Consider the following 19032-nt stretch of genomic DNA (forward strand, 5'->3'; position numbering starts at 1 on the left):
CTTTGCCTTATAATGCCACTCACTAGCTAGGTTTTAAAAGGTACATCGTTTTTGCGAGTCATTCATTTTGTTACGGGTGGTTTTTCCGGCGGCGCTACGCAGGTCGCTCTATCTTTGGTGCGTGCGACGCAGCACGAGCCCGACGTAGAGAGCATTCTAGTGCTTCGAAAGAAAAGCCACATGCCCAAACAGCGGGTCGAAGCACTCAGGCAGGAAGGTATTCACGTGTATGTCGTTAATAACTGGCTACACCTTACAACCGTCTTCGCACTCGTACGTCTTTGTCACCAGTTAAAACCTGATGTTTTTGTCGCCCATGGATTCAGTGAACATTTGTGGGGCCGCTTGGCGGCTTACTTGGCGGGTGTGCCGCATATCGTTCAAGTGGAACACAACACCAAAGAGCGTTACACCCGGTTTCGCTATTGGCTATCGCGTAAACTAAATACAGTCACAGATGCCATTGTTGGCTGTTCAGAAGGTGTCCGCCAAGTACTCCTCAGGCGAGGTTATGACGCTGACAAATGCATAGCGATTAGCAATGGCATTAAGCCCGACCCTTTCATCGATGAACCCGTACCAGCATCAAAGCGTCCAAATGACATTATCATGGTAGCGCGTATTGCAAAGCAAAAGGACCATCGTACTCTCATCGAGGCGATCGCCATTTTGCAGCAGCGCCATGTAAACGTTAAGCTGCACCTCATTGGCAAGGGTAAGCCACGTATCGTTGATGGGCTCAAACAACAAGTCCAAACATTAGGTCTGGAATCTCAAGTTGAGTTTGCGGGTTTTCGTTCAGACGTGCCGGAATTGCTAAAAAGCACACGTATTTTTGTGCAGTGTACTCATTATGAGGGAATGCCGCTGACTTTGATCGAAGCCATGGCGGCTGGATGTGCGGTCGTTGGTAGCCAGGTACCCGGTGTACAAGAAGTCATTGTTGAAGACAGCAACGGTCTGACACATCGGCACCAAGACGCGGAGCACTTAGCTGACCAACTTGAGCGGTTGGTAAAAGACGATTCACTCTGCGACCGTCTTGCGCTATCGGCCCGTCAAGACGCCCTATCGCATTACACGCAAACTCAGATGAGCCAACACTATCTCAATCTCTTCAGAGATCTACAGCAAGGATCAAGCCGCTGATGAATGTGAAAATTTTCTTGATTAACTTAGATCGCTCTACCGAGCGCTTGGAAAAAGCCGCGCAACAACTGAATCGGCTCAATGTGCCGTTTGAGCGAGTATCAGCGGTGGATGGTTCAAAGCTCACGGGAGCAGAGATCGATGCGGCGTTTGATACTGAGCAAGCCGAACGACGAACCGCTTATAATTTGACGATTGGTGAAATTGGATGCTACCTCAGCCATGTTGAGTGTTGGAGACGGATTATTACCGACAAACTCGATTTCGCCATTATTCTTGAAGACGATTTAGTCTTAGACGATCAATTTCCTCACGCTATCAATGCTATCGAACAGTTCACTCATAGCAATGAATGGGACTATATTAAGCTGGCTAACCCCTTTAAAAAGCGTCCTTACCAAACGCGAACAGCACTCGACCGCTTCACACTTGTAGATTATCCCAAAGCGCCCACAGGCACGGTCGCACAAGCAGTTAGCTTTCAGGGGGCGGAGACTCTGCTCAGTCATCGTCCACCCTTTTTCCGTGCCATTGATGTTGATCTGCAATGGGAGTGGGAACTCGGTATAAAGGTTCAAGGCTTGGTGCCCTATGTCGCCAACGTGAGTGATGCCGAAAGTGAAATTCAGCAAATGGCCCAACGCAAAGACCTCAAGCAGCGCCGTTGGACAAAGCTAAAAGAATCTATCAAATTTAAATTAAAAAAGGCGAGTCATCAATGACGACGATAGTAACTGTTATACCAACCTTAACAGGCGGTGGTGCTGAAAAAGTGTGCCTACGCTTACATGAACAGTTTCTCAAGCGTGGAATTGACCACCACATTGTCGTGTTGTGTACTAAAGGTGTCTACGACATCGAGCGGCTCACCAATATTCACATGCTTCCATTTGAGAATACCAAGAATATTGATTTACTGGGTAAATCAAGGCAAATGGTCGCCTCTCTTGAACGCTGCTTAAAAACAATAGAGGGAGACAGCAACACCCGTATTAGCGCACTGTTTGCCCATCTGGATGAAGCACATTGGGTGGTCCGTCGCTTGCCGCGTGATATCCCCAAGCGCTATGTGGTGCATACCTCCCTCGAAGGCGAGATGGCTACCGCACGCCGTATGAGCTGGTTAAAACATTGGCGATTAAAACGCAAGAAGTTGTCACTCAAGGATCAACACGTTATTGCCGTATCTGACGAATTAGCACGCGAATACTCAGCGGCTGATGATTGGCTCCCCCTTGGTACCGTCGAGTCGATCCACAACCCTATTGACTGGGAAGATATCCAGCATCAGGCCGCACAGACTCACGATGCGCTCCCTGATACGCCCTATGTCATCCATATTGGACGTTGCGCCAAAGCAAAACGTCATGATGTGTTGCTCGCCGCATTTAAGCAGGTTCGCCAACACCGACCCGACGTTAAGTTAGTGTTATTAACCCGCAAAGATAAAAAGCTACGCCGGTTACTTGATCGGTTTGATGCACACGATGACGTGATTGTGCCAGGGTTCCAAAACAATCCGTTTCCTTGGATTAAACGAGCCCAATGTTTGGCGTTAAGTTCAGATTTTGAAGGTCTTCCTAACGTACTCGTCGAGTCTGTTGTGTGTGGCACGCCGTTTGTTTCAACACGGTGTCAGTGTGGTCCGACCGAAATCGCTGAGGGTATTTTAGAAGATTGGTTGGTACCGATGAATGACCCGAATGCACTGGCAGAGCGTTTAGTGGCTATGCTAAACGAGCCCGTAACCATTGACCATGATCAGTGGGCATTACGCGATAAAGTGACGCCAGAGTATGCGGTGAATCGCTACTTAGAAAGTATCCAGTAGGTATATTGAGATACGAAAAAGCCGGCGTTCATGCCGGCTTTTTTGAGGATATATAGCGTTAGTCGTCTGATTTGTGCTGTTCAAACCAATACAAAATGTAGGCTACTTTACTCATCAAGTTACTCGGGCGCGCATAAATACTATGTCCAGAATTTTGAATTCGTACCATCGCTGTCTCAACACCTGCTAATTTTAGCGCCTGATAGTACTGCTCAGTCTCTGAAATCGGCGTTCGATAATCTTGTTCACCGGTTAATAACATAGTGGGCGTCGTGACGTTGCCTACGTAACTGATAGGCGAATGCTTCATATACTGCTCGAGATTTTCCCATGGTAAACCAGGGAACCAATATTGATAGAAGTAATTATACATATCCGCCGTTAATACGAAGCTGTACCAGTTGATAACAGGCTTCGCCACCACCGCGGCACGGAAACGTTCGGTGTGTCCGACAATCCAAGCGGTTAATACACCACCGCCGCTACCGCCGGTGACATATAATTGGTCTTCATCGATAAAGCCTTTATCGATAACGGCATCCACACCATCCATCAAGTCATCATAGTCATGACTGGGGTAGTTCTGGTGTATTTCATTGGCAAAGTCATCACCGTAACTGGTTGAACCCCGCGGGTTGGTATATAGCACCACGTATCCTGCCGCTGCGTACAACTGTACCTCTACGGAAAAGCGTGGACCGTAGTTTGTATGGGGGCCACCGTGAATTTCTAAAATTAATGGATAGTCTTTATCTTTATCGAAATTGGGGGGATAAGCAATCCAGCCCTGTAGATCTCGGCCATCCACTGACGATTTATAGGTGATTTCTTCAACCTGCGCGAGCTGCTTATGACCGAGCGCATCTTCATTAAGTTGTGTGACTTGTTGGCTGTCGCCATCATCCCACCATGCTAAATCGGCAGGACGCAATGGGTTTGATAAGGTATATAACACTTGATCATCGCCTGCGACTGAAAAGTCACCGCCACCATAAGGACGACCATAAGATAAACCGCCAACACGACCCGTTAACGGCTCGTAGTCACCGTCAAGATCAGTGCGCGCTAATTGACCAACACCCTTATCATCGTATGTAAAGTAAATACCCTCACCGTCAGTGTCCCATGCGAAACCTGTCACACTACGATCTAATTCCGACGTCAGTACACGTGACTGGGTACCATCCACGGACATCACGTAAAGACGTGAAATCTGTGAGCTCATGCCGTTATCGTCATTGCCAATGAAGGCGAGCCAATCGCCGTTAGGCGAACGTTTTGGCGCACCATCAGGACCATTGCGGTCAGTTAGAGTACGTACTTGCCCCGTGTCGACTTGAACCGCATAAATTTCACTGTTCATCGGTTGGCGAAACGCATCGCTACGGCGGTTTGCCGAGAAATAAATTTGTTTGCCGTCCGCTGACCACTCCAGATCACCACCATTATTATACTCGTCATCGGTGATTTGACGCGCGGTGCCGCCCTCGGCACTGATCACGTAAATTTGTTGATAGCCATCACTGACGTAACCGCCACCATCGTAACGGTAGTTATCTTTGTCAACGAACTGCGGAGGCGCGGTCCAGTCAGCGCCTTCCGGCTTACCCGGCAACGACACAGGGGCTGCCGACTTAATCGGAGTAAATTGGCTAAACGCGATATAGTCACCGTTGGGCGACCAACTCAACGAGCTCGGCGTTTGCGTCAATTCACTCACAACCGCATGTTTGCCCGTGTCGGTCCAATAAATTGCAATTTGTGGGCTCCCCGAAGCGTCCGAGATAAAAGCGAGCCGTTTGCCATCGGGTGACCAAACAGGACTCCACTCATGAGCAGAATCGCCCGTAAGCGGGCGGATGTCACCGTTCGGTTTTACCGTCCACAGACGCCCTGTTTTTTGGTCATGCTTAATGTCCATCGATTGACGCACAAACACACCGTAGTCTCCACTTGGATGCAATGCGGGCGACGCTGCATACTCGAGATCAAAGACATTCTGTAACTGCAACGTGCGCTCCGTCTGTGCAACGGCACTGGCCGACAACGTCACCGCTACCGCTCCCATTAGCCACTTTTTCATGCGTGTTCTCTCCGTGTTGCCTACAAATAAAAAACCGCCTCATAAGAGACGGTTTTAGCGTTAGTGCGTTAAACATGCAAGCTAAATAAGCATGCTTTTTGTACAAACTGACGGCATCATCAGAATGCGTATGAGAAACTTACTGATGCGTAGTCACGATCGGTAGTCGCATCAAAGTCGCCACCTGTGTACTGGGTATAACCCAATGTCACTTTATAAGTCGACAAGTAATCAGCCGCTAAATTTAGACCGACTGACTTACGGTCTTCAATAAAGTTACTGTTTGGAGAGTAACCGTCAACGTCATGATTAAACTGAAGCGTTGGCGTTAAGCTCCAACCGTTCCAAACACTCAAATATTCCCATTGTAGGCGTGTGCGATAGCCCCAAGAGTTTTCTGTCACAAAGCCTTCACAGTTACCTGCTGCTGTTGGACCGACTTCACTCGGTAATAGGCACTTACCAAATAACGGTAAACGACCGTAACGCTGCTCTTCTAAGCCCGGCAGGTCATGTACTTGGTTCATTGCGATTTCGCCCACGAAGGTCATGCGGTCAGCGCCCATGAAACGATCGAAGAAACGAACGAAACTGGCTTGCGCCTGACTCACGTCCAACCGGTCATACCCGTGAGCTAAACCACCTAGTTCAGTGCTTTGTACACGGTCACCAAAGGTACTCGGTACGTTAGGACGCAAACCCGCTGTTAAGATCTCTGTGGTGTTGATTTGTACAGGCATGTCTTTGCGATAGCTATACTCACCGCCAATTGACCAAAGACCAATGTTAGTACTGAAGCTTGCACCGTACAACTCTGTATCTTCAGGGTATTCAATAACCAAACGAGGACCATCGATAGGGTAACCGTTCGGCGTTGCATAGGTGTAATTAGGGTTCTGACGATCCGCTGCATCCATGAATTGCTCAGGATCAACGGTCCAGTTATACGCTGAGATAATTGGCGTATTATTATGCAGATTCATGAAATACAAACCGAACTCGGTATCGAGGTCGATTGAGTAGTAACGCAGGTTCATACCCCACTGACCACTGTCAGAGGCTTCAAGACGTGGGTTACTACCAATATAAGCGCCCGCTTCTACCGATTCGCGGTCACTTAAGTAACTGTCTGGGTCACCTGGGACCAATTGTGGGTTCAGCGTCACTTTGCCACAACCTGGGCCACCGATAATGTCGACACTCGAGAAGAATGTGCCGCAACCATCAAGCTTGGTGTTGTCCCACTCGTATTGATAAAACGCTGCGAGACTCAAGCTGTCGGTCAAGCCCACGTTGAGGCTGACCATACCCACAGGCAGCAGCGCTTCCTTGATTTCTGCACCGGGACGACGCGCGGCGTTTACATCAAGTGGGTTGATGTCGTTGATACCATTGAAGACAAAGGTACTCTCACCCCAGCTCAATACTTGGCGACCTACGCGCAAGCTGGTGGGCATATCACCTAAATCGAAATTAGCGAAGACAAACGCATCGAGTAACTCAATACCGCTCCCTTGCGAGTAATCGTCGAACACATCGTCGTTAAGCTTTGTGTCAGGGTAGTAGTTGTTACCCGGATGACCATGCGGCATATTCTCTTCAGAGATGACGAAGTCATACCAGTAGTTGAAGCGAATAAACGCACCGTAATCGCCGCCGTCGATACTTAAATCGTGTACGCCTTTGAATACAGAACTAACCAAGTCACCTTTATCGAAGTTAAGGTTACCGTCATCACCGACACTTGACCCGGCCATGCCGCCTTCGCGGTTACCTGGGTGGATCAAACGCAGCGATGGATCTTCCATGCGCCATGCAGCACCGTAAGAAAGAATCGAGGTAAAGCTAACGTCGAAATCGCCAACTTCAAAGTCCGCGGCTTGCGCAGGCAAAGCAAATGCCAGCGCGATGGCTGACGCGAGAGGTAATTTTTTTAACATAGTTGTTCTTCTTTTCATTGTGATCCACCTAATGTTTTTGACTTTTACGGCGGTGATGATTGAATCATGTCCGATGAGTTAAAAATATGCAAGTACATCAGGTCGAAAAGTATCGAAATTGACACGGTCGATTGTTAAAAAGCGGTAATCGACCGTGTCATTAAAGGCGAGAATAGCTAGAGTTTTTCGTTTAACTCAGGTAAGACTTCAAATAAATCAGCGACCAAACCATAATCAGCCACTTGGAAGATAGGCGCTTCTTCATCTTTGTTGATAGCGACGATCACTTTTGAGTCTTTCATACCCGCTAAGTGTTGGATAGCCCCACTGATACCGACGGCAATATACAATTGTGGCGCAACGATCTTACCGGTTTGACCTACCTGCATATCATTCGGTACAAAGCCTGCGTCTACAGCGGCGCGCGACGCACCCACAGCAGCGCCTAGTTTGTCAGCGATATCTTCGATCAATTTAAAGTTTTCGCCATTTTGCATACCACGACCACCCGAAATAACGATTTCGGCGGCGGTCAATTCTGGACGCTCTGATTCGGCTAATTGTTCTCCGACAAATTCAGACTTGTCGTTATCAAAGACCGCATCAATCGCTTCAACCGAGCCCGAACCGCCTTCGCTTGCCACCGCATCAAAAGCAGTCGCCCGCACCGTAATCACCTTAATGGCATCTTCGGCTTGCACGGTCGCAATCGCGTTGCCTGCGTAGATCGGACGCTTAAACGTATCCGCAGATTCAACCGCAATAATGTCAGAAATTTGCGCCACATCGAGCAATGCAGCCACACGCGGCATAAAGTTTTTGCCCGTTGTTGTGGCCGGCGCGAGCACGTGACTGTAGTCGTTGCCCAAATCGGCAACTAACTTGCTTACATTTTCTGCGAGCTGATGTTCGTACACGGCATTGTCGGCCAACACTACTTTGTTGACGCCTTCAGCTTTTGCGAGCTCATCAGCGACCGTTGCGCAGTCTTTACCTGCGACTAATACATCAATATCACCGCCAATGGCTTTCGCCGCCGCCAAGGTTTTCAGCGTGGCAGGATTTACGGCGGTATTGTCGTGTTCTGCAACCACTAAGATGCTCATAGGACTTTGGCCTCATTCTTCAGTTTATCGACAAGCTCATCTACGTCTGCCACTTTAACGCCCGCACTACGTTCTGCTGGCGATTCAACTTTGAGTAGCTTCACAGTACGTTTTACCGAAACGTCCAAGTCGTCGGTTGAAACAGTTTCAAGTGGCTTACGCTTTGCTTTCATGATGTTCGGCAACGAAGCATAACGCGGTTCGTTTAAACGTAAGTCAGTCGTGACGACTGCAGGCAGAGCCAACTTCACCGTTTGTAAGCCTCCGTCAACTTCGCGCGTTACAGAAACGTGACCATCAGCCACTTCTACTTTCGATGCGAATGTGCCTTGAGGCATATCAGTAAGTGCAGCTAGCATTTGACCGGTTTGGTTATTATCCGAGTCAATCGACTGCTTACCTAAAATGATCATGTCAGGCTCTTCACGCTCAACAACGCCTTTAAGAATTTTTGCGGCTGAAAGTGAATCCGGCATATCGTCGGTTTCAACTTGGATAGCGCGGTCAGCACCTAACGCCAATGCGGTACGCAATTGCTCTTGCACTGCTTTGGGTCCAATAGATACCACTACAACCTCATCGGCTGTACCTGCTTCTTTCAAGCGCACAGCTTCTTCGACTGCAATCTCACAGAACGGATTAAGCGCCATTTTGACATTAGCCAAATCGACGTCTGACTGATCTGGCTTCACACGTACTTTGACGTTGTAGTCAATGACGCGCTTCACCGCGACAAGTATTTTCATGTCACTTTCCTTTTGTTGGAACTGATCTAAGTTACCTGGATTTAAAATTTGTTAACTCCGCTATTATCCTAGACTGGAGGCTATCTCACAAGTTATGCGACAATAACAGAAATTTGTTGTAATCAGGAGTTTACACAGTGATACAGCCTTCACGCAAACCTATCGGTTGGGAAAAGCGCTATCGTGAGCTTATCGAACTTGCCAAAACGATGCCAGCGTTGCCCGAACAATATCGTGATAAAGCCCATGAAGTTGGGGGCTGTGAAGCAACGGTATGGCTCTATTTAGACTGCAGTGATAGCCGTCGTATTACCGTGCGGTTTGACAGTGTCTCACGCATTGTGAAGGGCCTGCTCGCTCTGATTCAAGCGGAGCTCGATGGCCATAGCGCAACGGACATTGCACAATTCGACATTGATGAATTATTCGCCAACTACGGCCTCACACAACAACTGACGCCGTCTAGAGCCAATGGTTTATACAACGTGAGTAAAGTACTCAAGCAGCGCGTCGCTCAATGCGCTTGAGCAAAGTTGATACGGCAAACATGGCAAAGCTACAAGTCACCACCATGGCTGCACCAAAACCAGAACTGCAGTTCATTTGCATGGTGCCGCTACCGGGTTTTTGAAGCGTAACCTCACCCTCATGCTCTCCCGCGACCCAGGGATACCGTAACTGCTCCTCGGAATAAATGCAGTCAACGCCCCATTTGCGCTTAGGATTCTTGGAGAAATTAAAATCACGGCGCAGTTTAGAGCGCACCTTAGCCAACAACGGGTCCTGTTTTGCTTTTGCCAGGTCCGCTACACGAATTTGGGTTGGATCTATTTGTCCTCCCGCACCGCCACAGACCACTAATGGCAGTTTATTACGCTTACAGTGCGCTACTAAAGCAGCCTTGGTGTTAACGCTATCAATAGCATCCAATACCGCGGTAACGCCCCGTAAATGAATAGCAAAGTTTTCTTCTAGTAAAAAATCGTCAACAATATTGACCTTGCATGCGGGGTTAATCGCACGTACCCGATCCGCCAATACCTCGGTTTTAAGCTGTCCAATGGTGTTAAAATCTGCTGGAAGCTGGCGGTTAATATTGGTCACACAGACATCATCCAGATCGATCAACGTCAACTCACCGATGCCGCTGCGTGCGAGCGCTTCAACGGCCCACGAACCTACGCCACCGAGTCCGGCAATAGCAATGTGTTGGTTACGAAATGTATTCAGTGCTTTGCGTCCGTAGACGCGCTCAACGCCACCTTGGGCTTGGTCATTCGGTGCGGGTTGCTTGCTCGCTGACGTCATAAAGTATCAGTCCTACCTGAAATATCTCGCCACGCGTATCATGCAGTGGCATTAGGGTAATATTCTGTTGCATCCACTGTTGCTGACCGCTCAGGGGACGACTATGTCGAAATCGAAAAACATAGGGTCGCTGTTCCCAAGTAATGAACACGCGAGCATCTAAGTTCCACACGCGCTCCACTTTCTGGCGAAACCAGTGCTCATCGATCTCGGGACAACATTCAAACAAGATTTTATCACGAACTTGGCTGGGCCGCAGACCGCTGTGGTTGGTCATAAACTCATTCCACATTTGTACGCGATAATCACGGTCTAGTACTACGATACCGATATCAATGGCGCCTAGCAGGCTTAATTTAGCGTGTAATTCATCCATCTCACTCATCGCTGTCTCCTCAGTCCGCGTACCAGTGGGCGACCTGCTGGTCGAGACGTAGCACCGCATCTTCGGGCAGCAAAATAAGCAAATCAAAACCAATACGATGTTTGGGTAGCTGATAACCAATCTCTATCGCTAGTACTTTTTGCCAACGCTGTTGTGGCTGACTCAGCAGATCTGCTAAGGATTTATGCTGCCCCAGTAACACCGGTTGCGATGCGGTAAATTCGACGTGCAATTGATGACCTAAACCGTTGAGACACGCGGAGGTAATAATCGAAGCAATATCCATCAATGCTTCAATGCGCTGCTGCTGTTCAGTACCCGAAAGCTGTTCGCCCAATAACTTACGCACGTCTTCCACTGACGTATCAGTGAGCAACGTGAGCGCCTCGCCTAAAATACCCGACCCTGCAAATCCTTGGCTGACCGCCGATACACGCTCCGCTTGATCAATGGATTGCAGCGCCATGTGTAGCTCTGACGGGGCTATCCAGTTAACATTGGGCACCGGTAGCTCAATAAATTGATTTAATACGCGGGCAATATGATCACCTGCTTGGCCCATGGCAACATTGGCCACTTCGCGATAGACGTCCAACGCGCTGGCTGCCACTTCAACTTCGCTCGCCTCCTGCAAATGACCGCTGCCGGGCTGATACAGACCAAACTGTTGTAGATGTTGAGCTATTTCTGTCGTTTTGAATGGCTTTTTTACAAAAGCGAGTGCACCGAGTTTTATTACGCGTTGATAGGCCTCGGGTTGAATATCACCAGAAATGACAATGACGACGCAGTCACGTTCATACTGCGCTAAATGCTCGAGCACCTCATAGCCGTCCATCACCGGCATATTCAGATCGAGCAGCAGTAATTGCGCTTCGCCGTTCTCGATCCGCTGCAATGCTTGTTCGCCATGCTCTGCTTGATACACGGTTGCATCCCAGTCCTTGGGTAAACTTTTTATCAGCTGCTTGCGCGCCATCCGTGAGTCATCACATAGGGTCACCTTCAACGTCATTTGTTTAACCTTTGGTCATTAGACTGCAAATGGATATTTAATCGGCGGATGATGCTGATAACCCTCAATCGAGAAATCGTCTTTCGTCACCCAAGTTTCAATATCCTGCAGCGTTTTAATATCGGGATTAATATGCAGTTGTGGCGATGGATACGGCTCCCGCTTTAGTTGCACATCGCGCATAAGCTCAAGTTGATTTTCATAAATGTGCGCGTTGACGATTTTGTGAAACACTTTACCCGGTTTATGTCCCGTAATACGCGCTACTAGCGCTAACAACACAAAACACTGAATTTGATTAAAGTTCAACCCAAGTGGGACATCGCAACTGCGCTGATAGGACGTCAAATACAATTTGCCATTCAGTAGCGAAAAAGTGTGCGTATGCATACACGGACGCAAACATCCCATGTCGAGCTCGCCGGGGTTATAAAACGTAACGATCTCGCCTCTATCGTCAATGCCCTGAGTTAAGTCATCAACGACCTTTTGCAGTTGGTCAAACTGGCTACCGTCCGGTCGTTGCCAAGCGCGGCCTTGAACACCATAAACACGCCCCATGTCATCGGGCCCTTTGCGATGAGGATTGGCTAGCCAGCTGGCGTTTTCATTGGCATTGGCGTTCCACGTATTACAGCCGATATCGCGAAATTGCGCAGCGCTGTCATAACCGCGCAGATAGCCCAGTAGCTCAGCGATAGCAGCCTTGTAATAGCTTTTACGCGTAGTAATGAGAGGAAACTGATTGTGCTCGACATCGTACTCTAAATCGGCGTTAATCACCGTCAAACAGTTGATCCCGGTCCGGGCGTTGTGCACCCACTCTCCGTCATCAATAATACGCTGACACAGTTGAAGATATTGTTTCATTATCGACCTATGCTTTTGAGCTATTTTTTTGCGCGTAAATCAGCAGTCCGATACCTAAAATAATCATCGGAATTGTAAGCCATTGTCCCATCGACATGCCCAAGGAGAGAAGGCCTAAATGCGCATCCGGCTCACGGAAAAATTCGACGGTAAAACGCGCTATACCGTAACCCAGTAAGAATAAACCGCTGACCGCGCCGGTGCCGTGTGGCTTACGTTGGAACCACCACAGTAGCGCAAACAAAAGTAACCCCTCTAATGCGGCTTCATAAAGCTGTGAGGGATGTCGCGGCACGGGCCCACCCGATGGAAAAATCATTGCCCAAGGCACGTCCGTTACACGTCCCCACAGTTCGCCGTTGATGAAGTTACCCATCCGTCCAAAGAATAATCCCATCGGCACGAGTGGCGCAATCATGTCACCGACCGCCAAAAACCGTCGGTGCGTTACGCGAGCATAAAGATACATCGCTGCAATAACGCCTAGCAGACCGCCGTGGAAAGACATGCCGCCTTCCCACACTCGAAATAAATACAGCGGGTCAGCCATAAACAGGTCAAAGTGATAGAAAATCACATAGCCGATGCGGCCACCGACCAAAACACCTAGAAAGCACCAAAACACGAGATCCGAGAATTTGTCACGCGTCCAATTTGGCGATTGCTCAGCTTGTCGTCCACCCCACCACAAAGCAAAAACGAACCCTAATAAGTACATTACACCGTACCAGTGGATGGCTAACGGGCCTATGCTGAAGATCACAGGATCAATATCAGGGAACTGCGTGTATTCGTTTAGTGGCACTACTCACTCCTTAAAAAAATATCAGCTTTATAGCCACAATAATGAGGAAAATTGCAAATATACGCCGCAACTGTTTGACCGGCAAACTGTGCGCCAGCTTAGCGCCTACTGGTGCACAAATGACTGACGCAATCGATATGGTTAGCCACGCGGGTACATGAATAATACCTAATGCACCATGCGCTACACCCGAACTGTACCCTTTGATAATAAAAATGAGTACCGCACTACAACCAATGATAAAACTGCCTAGCGAAGATATCGCAATAGCTTGTCGCACAGACAACCCGCAACGCTGTAAAAAAGGCACCGTTAATGCACCGCCGCCGATGCCAACGAGCCCTGAGATAACACCAATACTTGTTGAACCCACGCTTAACCAACGCTGCTTAATATGTTTAGCGTTCACTTCGCGTTTACTTTGCGGTAAAGACATGCGAATGGCGAGTACCACCAATACCGTCGAAAACAACATTTTCAGCCAGTGCGGGTCGACAGCAGTCACTAAAAATGCCCCTACCATCGCGCCTAACGACAATCCGGGTAACACGCGGACGACCCAAAAGCGCTCCTGTAAGCCCGAGCGATAATGGCTAAAGGCCGAACTCGCGGTTGTCATGCAAATCGTAGCCAAACTCGTTGCAATTGCAGTCGGCATCACTAATGCCGGCTCAATACCTAATTCAGGCGCAAGATAGACGAGCAGCGGCACAATAACTAAGCCACCACCAATACCCAGTAAACCCGCTAAGGTCCCGGCCAGCACACCGCCCAATAGGCACCAAACAATGACTGTAAGTTCCATATGCTATTTCCCTGCCCTTACAAAACCACCCAAGCCCATGCTTTCCATTTTTTCTGAAATCATGCTTCGAACTTGCTCAGGTCTACGCGCCTGTAATGCTTTAGCCAACATCACCTGCAATGTACTCGAACGTACGTTCCGCAAAATCCAGCGGACACGATCGACGTTGTAACTGTTCATACTTAACTGTCGATAACCCATCGCCACAAGTAACAAAGCTCCACCCGGGTCACCGGCGAGTTCACCACAGACGCTGACAGGTTTGCCGAGCTCTTCACACCGTCGTGCAATTTCATCGAGGCTGGCAAGTACGGCAGGATGGTAGGCATCGTACAGACTGGCAACACGCCGATTATTGCGATCGACGGCAAGTAAGTATTGGGTTAAATCATTGCTGCCCACCGAGAAAAAATCGACTTTGCTTGCCAACATGGGGAGCTGATAAATCGCAGCGGGTACCTCTATCATAACGCCCAACTGAGGTTGAAATAAGTTAACACCGACCGCGCAACCTTGCTCTTCTGCAACTTCAAAGTAAGCCTGTTTAAGTAAGCGTGAAGCCTCTTCCACTTCGCTCACACTGGTAATCATCGGTAGCAAAATACGTAAATTACTGCGCCCGATGCTCGCTCGTAACATCGCTCGAATTTGTACCAAAAATATCTCTGGGTGATCGAGTGTGAGTCGAATCCCACGCCATCCTAAAAACGGATTATCTTCCTGTAATTGTAAGTAGGGCAGCGGCTTGTCACCCCCCACATCCAAAGTCCGCATAATGACAGGCTGGTCTGGGAAGCAATCCAATACTTCCTTATACATTTCAACCTGTTCATCCTCTGTCGGCAATTGTTCGCGCATCATGAAAGGGATTTCAGAGCGATACAGTCCTACACCATCAATATTGAGGTGTTTTAAGTGCTCCTGATGAATATCGAGTCCCAAGTTGAGATGCAGGCTGACACGTTGTCCATCTTGCGTTTGTGCTGGCAAATGCGCATGTTCTGCAACGATGGATTTCAGCTCTTCTTCTTCATCAGCTAAGTGTTGATACTGCTCGCGCACTTGCGGCGGCGGGTTAATGTAGACTTCGCCCGTATATCCATCAACAATCAGGATTTTTTCGGAGAAATAATGTAATTCAATATCATCCACGCCTAAGACAGCGGGAATACCCATGCTTCGTGCCATAATCGCGGCATGCGAGTTACTTGAGCCTCGTAAAGAGATGATGCCAGCAATTTTGGTGCGTGGTAGCTCCGCCAACATTGACGCTGTCACCTCGTCGGCGACCAATATACCTTGCTCGGGAAACGCTCGCCGCTTACGTTGACGTTGCTGCAAGTGCATGAGTACTCTTTGCCCAATATCTCGCACGTCCGTCGCACGCTCGCGAAGATAAGAGTCCTCGAGTGCTTCAAACTGATCAACAAACTCTTCGACCACGTGCTTTAACGCGGTTTGTGCTCGCCACCCTTGTCCGATCATTGCTTCAACGGCATTGCCTAAACTTGCCGCATCCAACATACCTTGATAGACATCGAATATTGCCAAAGTATCGTCGGGCACCTGACCATACATACGTTCGGCAAGTTGCTTTAATTCAGCACGGGTACGCGCGACGGCCTGTCGAAACTTGCGTACTTCATGTAGCGGACGGTCGGTTTTTTGCGGTGATACTTCCTTTAAACTGACCTCGGGTCGCGCAACATACGCATCCCCAATCGCTACTCCCGGCGAGCCAGGCAAAGCTTGAATGCTGTGCACCCAAGGCGAGTGCTCATCGGTGAGTAGACCCTTAGTATTTGCGTGTGCGATGACGACCGATAACTGTGCCGCCAATGTCACGACAAAGGCCTCTTCCTCACGCGTAAAGTGACGCGCCTCACTTTGATGAACAACAAGAATCCCCAGCACTTTACGGCGATGGATAATGGGCGCTGCCAGTAACGCGCGGTACTGCGACTCATTCGAGTCTAGTAGTTCTTTGTTAGCTGGATGATTACTGATATCAGCAATATTCAGTGGCTCTTCACGTTGCGCGGCGAGCGAGATAATACCATCCCCAAAATCAACTCGAATCGGCTCGCCAGACGCATCCGCTAAACCATCACTTGCCGCCATCACGTATTGATGGGCTTGGGCATCGGCTAAAAATACGCTACAGCTGTCTGTCTCAAGTGCCGAGCGCACTTGAGACACCATCGTGCGAAGCGCCAGCTGAAAGTCAGCCGCTTTATTCACACTTTCGACGATCCGCTGTAGCGTCACCAGCATCATTAACGCTTCCGTCTATTTGAACGACCATGCCGAGCATGGCGGTTCGAGGTCTTTGGGGTGTTCAGACTGGGCATTGCATACGCAGCGAACTCTCTCATCACGCGTCGGTAAACGTCACGTTTAAACGAGACGACTTGACGCACAGGGTACCAAAAACTGACCCAGCGCCAGCCATCAAACTCCGGGTGTCCGGATTGTAAAACGTCGACATCTTCTTCACGACACTTCAGTTTTAACAGAAACCATTTTTGTTTCTGTCCAACACACATGGGCCGTTGTTCTCGCCGAATTAACCGCTTGGGTAAACGATAGCGAAACCAGTGACGGCTGGTGTACAGAATTTCTACCTGCTCTGGCTTGAGACCGACCTCTTCCCAAAGTTCTCGGTACATCGCCTGTTCAGGGGTCTCACCATCATCTATGCCGCCTTGCGGAAACTGCCAGCTATGCTGATTAATACGGCGAGCCCAAAATACCTGCCCATGCCCGTTACAGATGACGATTCCTACGTTTGCTCGGAATCCTTCAGCATCTATCACGCGAGCATCCTCAATTATTCTTTGATAAAGTGATTCTTCCATAAAGGGCGACTTGGGGCAAATCAAATGCGTTATACAGTACCGACGCCAACCTCTGTAGACGAACTATTACAGCGCGCAAATCGGCTAACAGGACAATCATTCGCCCAGTTAGCAAAGATAGCCAACTTACACATGCCCAACGATTTAAAGAAGGATAAAGGTTGGGTGGGCATGATGCTCGAACAACACTTAGGCGCCAGTGCGGGATCTAAGCCGCTGCAGGACTTTCCTGATCTGGGTGTAGAGCTAAAAACATTACCCGTCGATGAACAAGGCCAACCATTGGAAACGACCTTTGTATGTGTTGCCCCGTTGCTAAATACGTCTGGGTTGAACTGGTTAAACAGTAACGTACGTAATAAGTTAAGCTGTGTATTATGGTTACCCATCGATGGACGTCGAGCCGTTCCTTTAGCAAAACGCGTCGTCGGTCAGCCTTTTTTGTGGCGTCCAACAAACGAACAAGAGCAAGCCTTGCAGTCGGATTGGGAAGAACATATGGATCGTATTGCATTAGGTGAGGTCGAATCGATCACAGCACGACAAGGCGAGTTTTTGCAAATTCGCCCGAAGGCTGCGGATGGTAGCGCGCTCACTGAGGCGGTCGGACCCAACGGTCAGATGATCCAGGTGCGTCCGCGGGGCTTTTATTTAAAGAAAACATTTACCCGAGCGATACTAGAACAGGTGTTTAATGCAGTTTAACGTCACCCCACAAGCAAAGCGTAATGCCATTACGTTCTGTGCTGTTGCGATAGGGCTCATCGCACTTTTGGTTTTTATGCATTTAGTGCGAGATGATATTCCCGTTGGCATTTCTGTGGTCATCGGTGCTGCGGCTGGTATTTTGTTGCTACTTGGCGTAGGAAAGCTGATTGAGCCCCCCGTATCATTAGCCATCACCCCAGACACCATTCGTTACATTCACCGAAAAGGCGAGTGGCAATTGGATTGGGACAATGTAGTGCGTTTCGATATTCCCCGAGTGCACCGCTTAATGGAGCTCGAGGACGCGCCGTTTTTAGGCTTTCGTGTTTACAACAACGATGCAATTTTGCAAACCATTTCGCCCCGCTTAGCGTCTGCTATCTTATTTGAGCAACGCCAGTTGATGACCATGGCGTTGCGTCACGAGCGTCCAGAACAAGCTGACTACAGTGAGTACTTTGATATACCCGAGCGTTTTGTCAGCTCAGAGGGACGTGTTTATAAGGGGCTTATCGCAGTCTTTGGTCGCCGCATGGAACAAATGCGCGAACTACTCGGTTACGATCTTTATGTCAGCGCAAACGCACTTGATCGAGACATCTATGAATTTAGAAGTCATCTGCAACGACTGCAGGCATCTCGACAAGAAGCGAAACTGGACAATACCCGTTAACGCGTTAAACGCTCGAAGTCGGGGATTGTGTAAGCCTCGACTTCCGGCTTTTGAAACAAATAGCCTTGCATGAGCTCAACGCCGTTGTACTTAAGATAGTAGTATTCCTCTATCGTTTCGATGCCTTCTGCTACAAGCGTGATGTCTAATTCTTCTGCGGCACGCTGAACCGCTGCAAACAGCGCCTTTTTGATGCGATCCTCATGAATATTTCGAATCAACTTCATATCGATTTTTAGTAAATCGGGTTGAAAGTCTGCTAACAAGTTTAGTCCAGCATACCCCTCACCAAAATCATCAATGGCTGTTAAAAAGCCATGTTCACGATAGGTTTTGAATACATCAACGAGTAGACTGTGATTCTCGACCTTCTCGTGCTCGGTCACTTCGAAAATAATATTTTCACGTGGCAATCCAGTTTTACGTGCTGTTTTGAGCGTTTGCGCAAGACATGTCTCGGGTTCATAGATCGCGTTAGGCATGAAGTTAATGCTCACTTTCGACGGTAATTGAATGCGAGCAGCGGTCTCTATTGCCGTCATCCGACACGTTTGATCAAAGGTATACTTGTTCGAATCATTGACTCGAGATAATACCTCACCGGCACCTTCTCCGTTAGAGCCTCTTACTAGGGCTTCAAACGCAAACACGTTTTTACTGTGCACGTTCACTATCGGCTGAAAAGCCATTTTGATGTCAAAGCCTAGTTCAGACTGGCAATCGCATGATGGACAAGCCGCCATGTTTAGG

19 protein-coding genes are annotated in these 19032 nt (G+C 48.7%); 6 read left to right on the forward strand and 13 right to left on the reverse strand.

The features are described 5' to 3' along the window. Positions 1 to 51 precede the first annotated feature (51 nt). Genes AWU56_RS00340 through AWU56_RS00350 form a run of 3 tightly spaced genes read left to right on the forward strand, consistent with a single transcriptional unit; the run spans position 52 to position 2980 of the window. Positions 52 to 1149, forward strand: coding sequence for a glycosyltransferase (locus tag AWU56_RS00340; RefSeq protein WP_272978716.1), 1098 nt, complete (start codon positions 52 to 54; stop codon positions 1147 to 1149). Further along, the gene (locus AWU56_RS00345) at positions 1149 to 1871 is read left to right on the forward strand and encodes a glycosyltransferase family 25 protein (protein ID WP_286681454.1); all 723 of its coding nucleotides are present in this window, start codon (positions 1149 to 1151) and stop codon (positions 1869 to 1871) included. Before AWU56_RS00340 ends, AWU56_RS00345 begins: the two co-directional genes overlap by 1 nt. Beyond that, positions 1868 to 2980, forward strand: a complete 1113-nt coding sequence (locus AWU56_RS00350; protein WP_286681455.1) for a glycosyltransferase — start codon at positions 1868 to 1870, stop codon at positions 2978 to 2980. The genes AWU56_RS00345 and AWU56_RS00350 overlap by 4 nt, the downstream gene beginning before the upstream one ends. A gap of 58 nt (positions 2981 to 3038) precedes the next feature. On the opposite strand, the gene AWU56_RS00355 is transcribed toward AWU56_RS00350, so the two are convergent. The 4 genes from AWU56_RS00355 to AWU56_RS00370 all read right to left on the reverse strand — a co-directional run bounded on the left by AWU56_RS00355 (position 3039) and on the right by AWU56_RS00370 (position 8855). Further along, positions 3039 to 5063: a S9 family peptidase gene (locus AWU56_RS00355; protein WP_286681456.1), complete on the reverse strand. Its 2025-nt coding sequence runs from the start codon at positions 5061 to 5063 to the stop codon at positions 3039 to 3041. Positions 5064 to 5182: 119 nt separating this feature from the next. Then, on the reverse strand, positions 5183 to 7003 hold the full coding sequence (locus tag AWU56_RS00360; RefSeq protein WP_286681457.1) for a DUF1302 domain-containing protein: 1821 nt from the start codon (positions 7001 to 7003) through the stop codon (positions 5183 to 5185). 176 nt (positions 7004 to 7179) lie between these two features. Continuing rightward, positions 7180 to 8109, reverse strand: a complete 930-nt coding sequence (locus AWU56_RS00365) for an electron transfer flavoprotein subunit alpha/FixB family protein (protein ID WP_272977673.1) — start codon at positions 8107 to 8109, stop codon at positions 7180 to 7182. Continuing rightward, positions 8106 to 8855, reverse strand: coding sequence for an electron transfer flavoprotein subunit beta/FixA family protein (locus AWU56_RS00370; RefSeq protein ID WP_006957031.1), 750 nt, complete (start codon positions 8853 to 8855; stop codon positions 8106 to 8108). The genes AWU56_RS00365 and AWU56_RS00370 overlap by 4 nt, the downstream gene beginning before the upstream one ends. A gap of 137 nt (positions 8856 to 8992) precedes the next feature. On the opposite strand from AWU56_RS00370, the gene AWU56_RS00375 reads away from it, so the two are divergent. After that, positions 8993 to 9382: a SufE family protein gene (locus AWU56_RS00375; RefSeq protein WP_272977671.1), complete on the forward strand. Its 390-nt coding sequence runs from the start codon at positions 8993 to 8995 to the stop codon at positions 9380 to 9382. Here AWU56_RS00375 and tcdA read toward each other — a convergent pair. The 8 genes from tcdA to rppH are packed head-to-tail and all read right to left on the reverse strand — an operon-like array spanning position 9354 to position 16859. Continuing rightward, positions 9354 to 10163 (reverse strand): tRNA cyclic N6-threonylcarbamoyladenosine(37) synthase TcdA, encoded by an 810-nt coding sequence (tcdA, locus tag AWU56_RS00380; protein WP_272977670.1) that lies wholly within the window; start codon positions 10161 to 10163, stop codon positions 9354 to 9356. The genes AWU56_RS00375 and tcdA overlap by 29 nt on opposite strands. After that, positions 10129 to 10548: a PAS domain-containing protein gene (locus tag AWU56_RS00385; protein ID WP_071463145.1), complete on the reverse strand. Its 420-nt coding sequence runs from the start codon at positions 10546 to 10548 to the stop codon at positions 10129 to 10131. Before AWU56_RS00385 ends, tcdA begins: the two co-directional genes overlap by 35 nt. 10 nt (positions 10549 to 10558) lie before the next feature. Then, positions 10559 to 11563 carry a response regulator gene (locus AWU56_RS00390; protein WP_286681458.1) on the reverse strand — a complete coding sequence of 335 codons (1005 nt, stop codon included), beginning with the start codon at positions 11561 to 11563 and terminating at the stop codon, positions 10559 to 10561. Positions 11564 to 11581: 18 nt separating this feature from the next. Then, positions 11582 to 12433 carry a thymidylate synthase gene (locus tag AWU56_RS00395; RefSeq protein ID WP_286681459.1) on the reverse strand — a complete coding sequence of 284 codons (852 nt, stop codon included), beginning with the start codon at positions 12431 to 12433 and terminating at the stop codon, positions 11582 to 11584. A gap of 7 nt (positions 12434 to 12440) precedes the next feature. Next, positions 12441 to 13238, reverse strand: coding sequence for a prolipoprotein diacylglyceryl transferase (lgt, locus tag AWU56_RS00400; RefSeq protein WP_286681460.1), 798 nt, complete (start codon positions 13236 to 13238; stop codon positions 12441 to 12443). 10 nt (positions 13239 to 13248) lie between these two features. Then, positions 13249 to 14043 carry a sulfite exporter TauE/SafE family protein gene (locus AWU56_RS00405; RefSeq protein ID WP_272977666.1) on the reverse strand — a complete coding sequence of 265 codons (795 nt, stop codon included), beginning with the start codon at positions 14041 to 14043 and terminating at the stop codon, positions 13249 to 13251. Positions 14044 to 14046: 3 nt separating this feature from the next. After that, on the reverse strand, positions 14047 to 16317 hold the full coding sequence (ptsP, locus tag AWU56_RS00410; protein ID WP_272977676.1) for a phosphoenolpyruvate--protein phosphotransferase: 2271 nt from the start codon (positions 16315 to 16317) through the stop codon (positions 14047 to 14049). Positions 16318 to 16319: 2 nt separating this feature from the next. Continuing rightward, a complete protein-coding gene (rppH, locus tag AWU56_RS00415; protein WP_006957022.1) occupies positions 16320 to 16859 on the reverse strand; it encodes an RNA pyrophosphohydrolase in 540 nt (179 codons plus the stop codon). 66 nt (positions 16860 to 16925) lie between these two features. Between rppH and mutH the strand changes: the two genes are divergently transcribed. Both mutH and AWU56_RS00425 read left to right on the forward strand, forming a co-directional pair. Next, positions 16926 to 17606 carry a DNA mismatch repair endonuclease MutH gene (gene mutH, locus AWU56_RS00420; protein ID WP_272977665.1) on the forward strand — a complete coding sequence of 227 codons (681 nt, stop codon included), beginning with the start codon at positions 16926 to 16928 and terminating at the stop codon, positions 17604 to 17606. Beyond that, on the forward strand, positions 17596 to 18282 hold the full coding sequence (locus AWU56_RS00425) for a DUF2982 domain-containing protein (protein ID WP_006957020.1): 687 nt from the start codon (positions 17596 to 17598) through the stop codon (positions 18280 to 18282). Before mutH ends, AWU56_RS00425 begins: the two co-directional genes overlap by 11 nt. On the opposite strand, the gene AWU56_RS00430 is transcribed toward AWU56_RS00425, so the two are convergent. Then, positions 18279 to 19025 (reverse strand): EAL domain-containing protein, encoded by a 747-nt coding sequence (locus AWU56_RS00430; protein WP_272977664.1) that lies wholly within the window; start codon positions 19023 to 19025, stop codon positions 18279 to 18281. The genes AWU56_RS00425 and AWU56_RS00430 overlap by 4 nt on opposite strands. Between the last annotated feature and the right edge of the window lie 7 nt (positions 19026 to 19032).

Source organism: Idiomarina sp. T82-3 (assembly GCF_001577655.1).
GTDB classification, from domain to species: Bacteria; Pseudomonadota; Gammaproteobacteria; order Enterobacterales; family Alteromonadaceae; genus Idiomarina; species Idiomarina baltica.

Bases quoted from the DNA above. Each gene is read 5' to 3' on its own strand.
- AWU56_RS00345 (WP_286681454.1), top strand. From the start codon at position 1,149: ATGAATGTGAAAATTTTCTTGATTAACTTAGATCGCTCTACCGAGCGC.
- AWU56_RS00350 (WP_286681455.1), top strand. From the start codon at position 1,868: ATGACGACGATAGTAACTGTTATACCAACCTTAACAGGCGGTGGTGCT.
- AWU56_RS00355 (WP_286681456.1), bottom strand. From the start codon at position 5,063: ATGAAAAAGTGGCTAATGGGAGCGGTAGCGGTGACGTTGTCGGCCAGT.
- AWU56_RS00360 (WP_286681457.1), bottom strand. From the start codon at position 7,003: ATGTTAAAAAAATTACCTCTCGCGTCAGCCATCGCGCTGGCATTTGCT.
- AWU56_RS00365 (WP_272977673.1), bottom strand. From the start codon at position 8,109: ATGAGCATCTTAGTGGTTGCAGAACACGACAATACCGCCGTAAATCCT.
- AWU56_RS00370 (WP_006957031.1), bottom strand. From the start codon at position 8,855: ATGAAAATACTTGTCGCGGTGAAGCGCGTCATTGACTACAACGTCAAA.
- tcdA (WP_272977670.1), bottom strand. From the start codon at position 10,163: ATGACGTCAGCGAGCAAGCAACCCGCACCGAATGACCAAGCCCAAGGT.
- AWU56_RS00385 (WP_071463145.1), bottom strand. From the start codon at position 10,548: ATGAGTGAGATGGATGAATTACACGCTAAATTAAGCCTGCTAGGCGCC.
- AWU56_RS00390 (WP_286681458.1), bottom strand. From the start codon at position 11,563: ATGACGTTGAAGGTGACCCTATGTGATGACTCACGGATGGCGCGCAAG.
- AWU56_RS00395 (WP_286681459.1), bottom strand. From the start codon at position 12,433: ATGAAACAATATCTTCAACTGTGTCAGCGTATTATTGATGACGGAGAG.
- AWU56_RS00405 (WP_272977666.1), bottom strand. From the start codon at position 14,043: ATGGAACTTACAGTCATTGTTTGGTGCCTATTGGGCGGTGTGCTGGCC.
- ptsP (WP_272977676.1), bottom strand. From the start codon at position 16,317: ATGCTGGTGACGCTACAGCGGATCGTCGAAAGTGTGAATAAAGCGGCT.
- mutH (WP_272977665.1), top strand. From the start codon at position 16,926: ATGCGTTATACAGTACCGACGCCAACCTCTGTAGACGAACTATTACAG.
- AWU56_RS00425 (WP_006957020.1), top strand. From the start codon at position 17,596: ATGCAGTTTAACGTCACCCCACAAGCAAAGCGTAATGCCATTACGTTC.
- AWU56_RS00430 (WP_272977664.1), bottom strand. From the start codon at position 19,025: ATGGCGGCTTGTCCATCATGCGATTGCCAGTCTGAACTAGGCTTTGAC.